Here is a 5,838-nt window from a genome sequence, read left to right as displayed (position 1 = left end):
CACCAGCAGCTTCCGCGACGGCCTCGCGCAGAACGTCGGCATCACCTTCCTCGGCGTGCAGACCGAGGTCTACGGGCTCGAGCGGCTGGAGGTGCTGCGCGGGCCGTCGTCGGTGCTGTTCGGCAAGGGCGACGTCGGCGGCGTGGTCAACCGCGTCAGCAAGGTGCCCGGGCCGGATGCCGTGCGCGAGATCGGCGTGCAGACCGGCCGCTACGACCGCAAGCAGGTGATGGCCGACCTGGGCGGCGCGATCGACGACGACGGGCAGTGGCGCTGGCGCGTCGTCGGCCTGGGGCTGGACACCGGCACGCAGGACACCTACCCGAACGGCGAGCGCATGACGCAGAAGCGCCAGTACCTCGCGCCCTCGCTGAAGTGGCAGCCGACGCCGCAGACCTCGCTGACGCTGCAGGCCGAGGTGCTGCGCGACGACGGCTCCGACGACGTGCAGTACGTCAGCGACTTCAACGGCGGCCCGACCTCGATCAAGGAGGGCGACCCGACCTACAGCCGCATCGAAACCGGCTCCGACGCGATCGGCTGGCAGTTCRCGCATCGCTTCGACAACGGCTGGCAGCTGCAGAACAAGGCGCGCTACGCGCACCGCACCTCCGACAAGCACCACATCCAGTCGTTCTTCGACGCCGATCCCAACGTGCTGGAGCGCCAGGCGCGGCACGACGTGGAGGCAGTCGACGAGAACAGCATCGACACCTCGGTCCAGGGCAAGGTGGACAGCGGCAGCGTCTCGCACACGCTGCTGTTCGGCCTCGACGTCGACCGCAGCCGCGCCGAGTGGCAGCGCTGGCAGGACATGACGACCCCGCTCGACATGGCCAACCCGGTCTACGGCATCCCGATCGCCGAGCCGACCTCCCAGTCGCGCGACAAGCAGGTGATCCTCGAGCAGGTCGGGCTGTACGCGCAGGACCAGGTGCGCTTCGATTCGCACTGGGGCCTGACCGTCGGCGTGCGGCAGGACCGCGTGAAGTCCCGCTACGAGAACCGGAGGGCCGATCCCGCTTTTGAGGTCGGCCTCGCCGAGCGCACCGACAACGCCACCACCGGCCGGCTCGGCGTCACCTACCAGGTCGGCAACGGCTGGGCACCGTACGCGAGCTATGGCGAATCGTTCGTGCCGGTGATGGCGGTCGACGAAGGCGCGCTGTTCGATCCGAGTCGCGGCAGGCAATACGAACTCGGCGTCAAGTACATGCCCGAGGGCGAGGCGGTGTCGTTCACCGCGGCCGTCTTCAACCTGGAGAAKACCAACGTCGTGTCGTACGACCAGGTCAACTTCGTGCCGCATGCGATCGGCAAGGTGCGCTCACGCGGGATCGAACTCGAAGCCAGGGCGGCGCTGACCGCGCAGCTGCGGCTGACCGGCTCGTTCACCGCGCTGGACATGAAGGTGCTGTCCAGCGCGATCGCGTCGGAAGTCGGCAACATGCCGATCCTGACGCCGAAGCAGACCGCATCGGTCTGGCTCGACTACGCGCTGGGTGCCGAGGTGCTGCGCGGCGTGAGCGTCGGCGGCGGGCTGCGCCACGTCGGCAAGCGCTGGGACAACGGCGAGAACACCGAATCGCAGCCGCCCTACACGCTGGCCGATGCCGCAGTGCGCTACGACAACGGGCCGTGGCGCTTCGCGCTGAACGTCACCAACCTGTTCGACAAGCAGTACCTGAGCGGGCACGCCTACGGCAGCTACTTCCGCGGCAACGAGCGCAACGTGCTGCTGACGGCGAAGTACAGGTTCTGATCAGCCAGCCAGGCCGGCGTAGACGTGCTGCACGTCGTCGCCGGCGTCGAGCGCGGTGAGGAAGCTCTCCACTTCCTCCAACTGCTCGGCGGTCAGGCTCTTCGGGTCGATCGGGTTCTTCGGCTTGTAGCCGAGCTTGGCCGACAGCACCGTGAAACCCTGCCCCTGCAGCGCGCGGCTGACGAGATCGAGGTCGGCCGGGTCGGTCAGGAACATCGTGACGCCGTTCTCGTCGGCGGGCTCGAAATCCTGCGCGCCGGCTTCGATCGCCGCCACCTCCGGGTCGGCGCCCGGCGTGGCCGGTTCGGCCTCGATCATCCCCAGGTGGTCGAAATCCCAGGCCACCGAGCCTGAGGCGCCAAGCTGCCCCTTGCGGAACAGCACCCGCATGTCGGAGGCCGCGCGGTTCACGTTGTCGGTCAGGCACTCCACCATCACCGGCACGCGGTGCGGCGCGAAGCCTTCATACAGCGCGTGCTCGAAGTGCACCACCTCGCCGGTCAGCCCGGCGCCCTTCTTGATCGCGCGGTCCAGCGTGTCCTTGGGCATCGAGACCTTGCGCGCCTGCTCGACCACCAGCCGCAGCCGCGAGTTCGCGGCCGGGTCGGCGCCGTGCCGCGCGGCCACCATGATGTCCTTGGCCAGCTTGCCGAACAGCCTGCTCTTGGCACTGGACGCCAAGTCCTTGTGATATGCCTTCCATTGCGCGCCCATGCCGGTGTTCCTTGATCGTCGATGTCCCGGGCGACGTGCTCGGGGCCAACGATTCTAGGGGAGCGCCCGGCGCAGTGCCTCATGCAGCTGCGGGCGGCGGATGATGTCGAGGTGGCTGGCCCCGTCGATCACCGTGGTGGACACCACCGGCGCATGCACCGCCCAGTCGCGCAGGCGGCCGACCGTATCGTTCACTGACTGGCCGGCGTGGAAGAYGTGCATCGGGGTGTCGATGCGACCGTGCTGGTAGCGAGACCCCTGAGCCCGCTTGTCGATCGTCGCCCACAGCAGGTACTCCGCCGCGTCGTCGCCATCGCCATCGAGCGGCAGCGCGCGGTCGCCCACCAGCACCTGCTCGGCCAGCCCGTCACGCTCCACGTCGTCGAGCCGCGCGAACAGCTCGCGCCATGCGCCGGCCATCGTCGATTTCGACACCCAGGCATCGATCTCTCGCCAGGCCAGCGTGCGCTCGCCGGCACCGAGCGGCCGCGAGGCGCGCAGCGGCTCGGTCTCGAACACGTCGACCATGCCGAGGTAGTCGACCGCAACGCGCCCCTGCAGTTGCCGCGCGACCTCGATCGCCAGGTCGCCGCCCGACGACCAGCCGAGCAATGCGCAGCGCCGCTGCACGGCAGTGGCCTCGATGAAGGCCGCGTACTCCGCCGCCAACGCCTGCACCGCGAAACCGCGCCAGCGCCGCCGCGTGTAGACGTGGCTGACGAAGCCGTGCACCGGCCGCGCGCCCCGCAGCGCCTCGGTCAGCGGCAGGAACTCGCGCGAGTTGACGATCATCCCCGGCAGGCAGTACAGCGGCACGCCCTCGCCCCCCGCCTGCAGGCAGATCGCATCGTGCTGCTGTTCGAGCCGCTGCTGCAACCGGCCCGCCAGCTCGCGCAGCCGCGTCGCCTGCATCAGCTCCGACAAGGCCAACCCACTGCCGCCCGGCACGTGCTTGCGGATGCGCGCGATCAGCTTCAGGCTCAGGATCGAATCGCCGCCGAGCTCGAAGAAATCATCCTCGCGGCCAATGGTCGCCAGCCCCAGCACCTCGCCGAAGATGCGCGCCAGCGCCTGCTCGGTGGGCCCGCGCGGCGGCTCGATGCGGCGGGCCGCCGCGGCCTGCACCGGCCGCGGCAGCGCCTTGCGGTCGATCTTGCCGTTGGCTGTCAGCGGCATCGCGTCGAGCACGACGATCGCCTCCGGCACCAGCCAGGCCGGCAGGCTGCCCTGCAGCGCGAGGCGCAGCGCCGCGGCGCCCAGCGCTGTGCCGGCACGCGGCACGACCCAGGCCCACAGCACCGCACCACCCGACTCGCCCTCGCCCGGCAGCACCGCGGCATCGGCCACGCCGGGCAGCTCGCGCAGCCGCGCCTGCAGCTCGCCCGGCTCGACGCGGAAACCGCGGATCTTCAGCTGGTCGTCACTGCGGCCGAGGAACACCAGCGCACCATCGCTGCGCTGGCGCACACGGTCGCCGGTGCGGTACAGCCGCTCGCCGGTGCCGTGGGGAGACGCGACGAAGCGGCCCGCCGTCAGCCCCGGCTGCCCGCGRTAGCCCCGCGCCACGCCCGGCCCGCCGACGAACAGCTCGCCGGCGATGCCCGGCTGCACCGGCTCGAGCGCCTCGTCGAGCACGAAGGCCGACATGCCGCCGATCGGCCGGCCCAGCGGCAGCGCCGCGTCGGCATCGCTGGCGACGTGCATCAGCATGCCGACGCAGGTCTCGGTCGGCCCGTAGTGGTTGACGATGCGCAGCCCCGGCCGCAGCGCGCGCACGGTGGCCAGCAGCGCCGCATCGGCCGCCTCGCCGCCGAGCACCAGCGTGTGGGCCGGCAGCACGTCCTGCGGCCGCGCGGCGTTCAGCAGGCCCTTCAGGTGGCTGGGCACGATCTTCAGCACGTCGATGCGGTGGCGCTGCATCGCGTCGGCGAAGGCATCCGGGTCGAAGGCCGCGGCGCTGTCGAGCATCAGCAAGCTGCCACCCGAGCACAGCGCGCCGAACAGCGTCGTGTGGCCCAGGTCGGCGGCGACGGTGGACACCATCGCGAAGTTCAGGCCCTGCGGCAAGTCGTCAGGCAAGGCCAGCCGCGCGAGCATCGCCTGTGTGTAGTTCGCGAGCGCACCGTGCGACACCACGACGCCCTTCGGCGCGCCGGTCGAGCCCGAGGTGTAGATCAGGTACGCGGCCTGGTCCGGCAGCAAGACCGGCTCGGGCGGCAGCAGCAGCGAGCTCGGCGCCTCGAAGGCCGGCACGATCACCGGCAGCGTGCTCCACGCCACCGGCCCGGCCGCCATCAGCGCGCGTGCGCCGCAGTCGCGCAGCAGCTCCTGCAGCCGCGGCACCGGCAACGCGGGATCGAGCGGCACGGCCACCGCGCCGGCCTTCATCACCGCCAGCATCGCCAGCACGAACGGGCTGCCGCGCTCCAGCAGCAGCGCGACGCGCTCCTCGGCGCCTATGCCCTGCCGGCCGAGCTGCGCGGCCAGGCTGCGCGCGGCGCGCTCCAGCTGCGCGTGGCTGTGCGAGCCCAGCGCATCGACGACGGCCGGCCGCTGCGCATGCCGCGCCGCCTGCGCGGCCCACAGTGCCGGCACGCTGTGCCACGGCCAGGCCACCGGCTCGCCCCGCAGCACCGACGGCTCGCCGGGCAGCGTGGTCGACGCCAGCGCGCGCTGCGGGTCGGCGGCGGCCTGCGCGGCGAGGTGCACGAAGGCCGCGCGCAGCCGATCGATGGTCGCGCGGTCGAACAGGTCGGTGGCCCAGGCGAGCTGGAAGTCCAGCCCGCGGGCGTTCTCCATCAGGTCGAGGCTCAGGTCGAAGTGCACCTCGTCGACCGCGAGGCCGTCGATGTCGATCTGCCATGGGCTGTGAGGCGCCTTGCCGTCGGACGCTGGCTGCTGCCCGCCAGTCACCTGCGAGGCGCATTTCACCTGGAACAACGGATTCAGCCCCGCGCTGCGCTCGATGCCGAGCGCCTCGACCAGCTGATCCAGCGGCAGGTGCGCCTGCTGCCGTGCGGCCAGCAGCCGTTCGCGCACCTGGCGCAGCAAGGCCGCGAAGCCCTGCTGCGGGTCGATGCGCAGCCGCAGCACCAGCACGTTCGTGAAGTGGCCCACCATGCCGGCCAGTTCGGCGCGGTCGCGGTTCGCCGACGGCACGCCGACGCACAGGTCGCGGTCGCCGCCATAGCGGTGCAGCAGCAGCGCGAGCAAGGCCAGCGTCACCATCGCGGGCGAGGCGGCGTCGCGGCGCGCGAGCGCGAGCAGCGCATCGCCGGTCTCGGGTGCCAGCCCGAAGCCCAGCAGCGCGCCGCGGGCGCTGCGCTGCGCCCCGCGCGTGCGGTCCAGTGGCAGCGTGGTGG

General features: G+C 71.6%; 3 protein-coding genes. 1 reads left to right on the top strand and 2 read right to left on the bottom strand.

What is annotated here, in order from left to right; genetic code table 11:
* On the top strand, positions 1-1,762 hold a 1,762-nt coding region (locus AC1DXV_RS30325; protein ID WP_477937162.1), incomplete at its 5' end, for a TonB-dependent siderophore receptor.
* Here AC1DXV_RS30325 and AC1DXV_RS30320 read toward each other — a convergent pair.
* Together AC1DXV_RS30320 and AC1DXV_RS30315 are read right to left on the bottom strand one after the other, a co-directional pair.
* On the bottom strand, positions 1,763-2,476 hold the full coding sequence (locus AC1DXV_RS30320; RefSeq protein ID WP_477873090.1) for a YebC/PmpR family DNA-binding transcriptional regulator: 714 nt from the start codon (positions 2,474-2,476) through the stop codon (positions 1,763-1,765).
* Positions 2,477-2,530: 54 nt separating this feature from the next.
* Positions 2,531-5,838 (bottom strand): amino acid adenylation domain-containing protein (locus tag AC1DXV_RS30315; RefSeq protein ID WP_477937160.1); only part of this gene is annotated, 3,308 nt, incomplete at its 5' end.

This window comes from Rhizobacter sp. P3_C12 (assembly GCF_056402735.1).
Note: the sequence above shows the minus strand (reverse complement) of the source record. Positions and strands in the feature narration are given on the sequence as shown.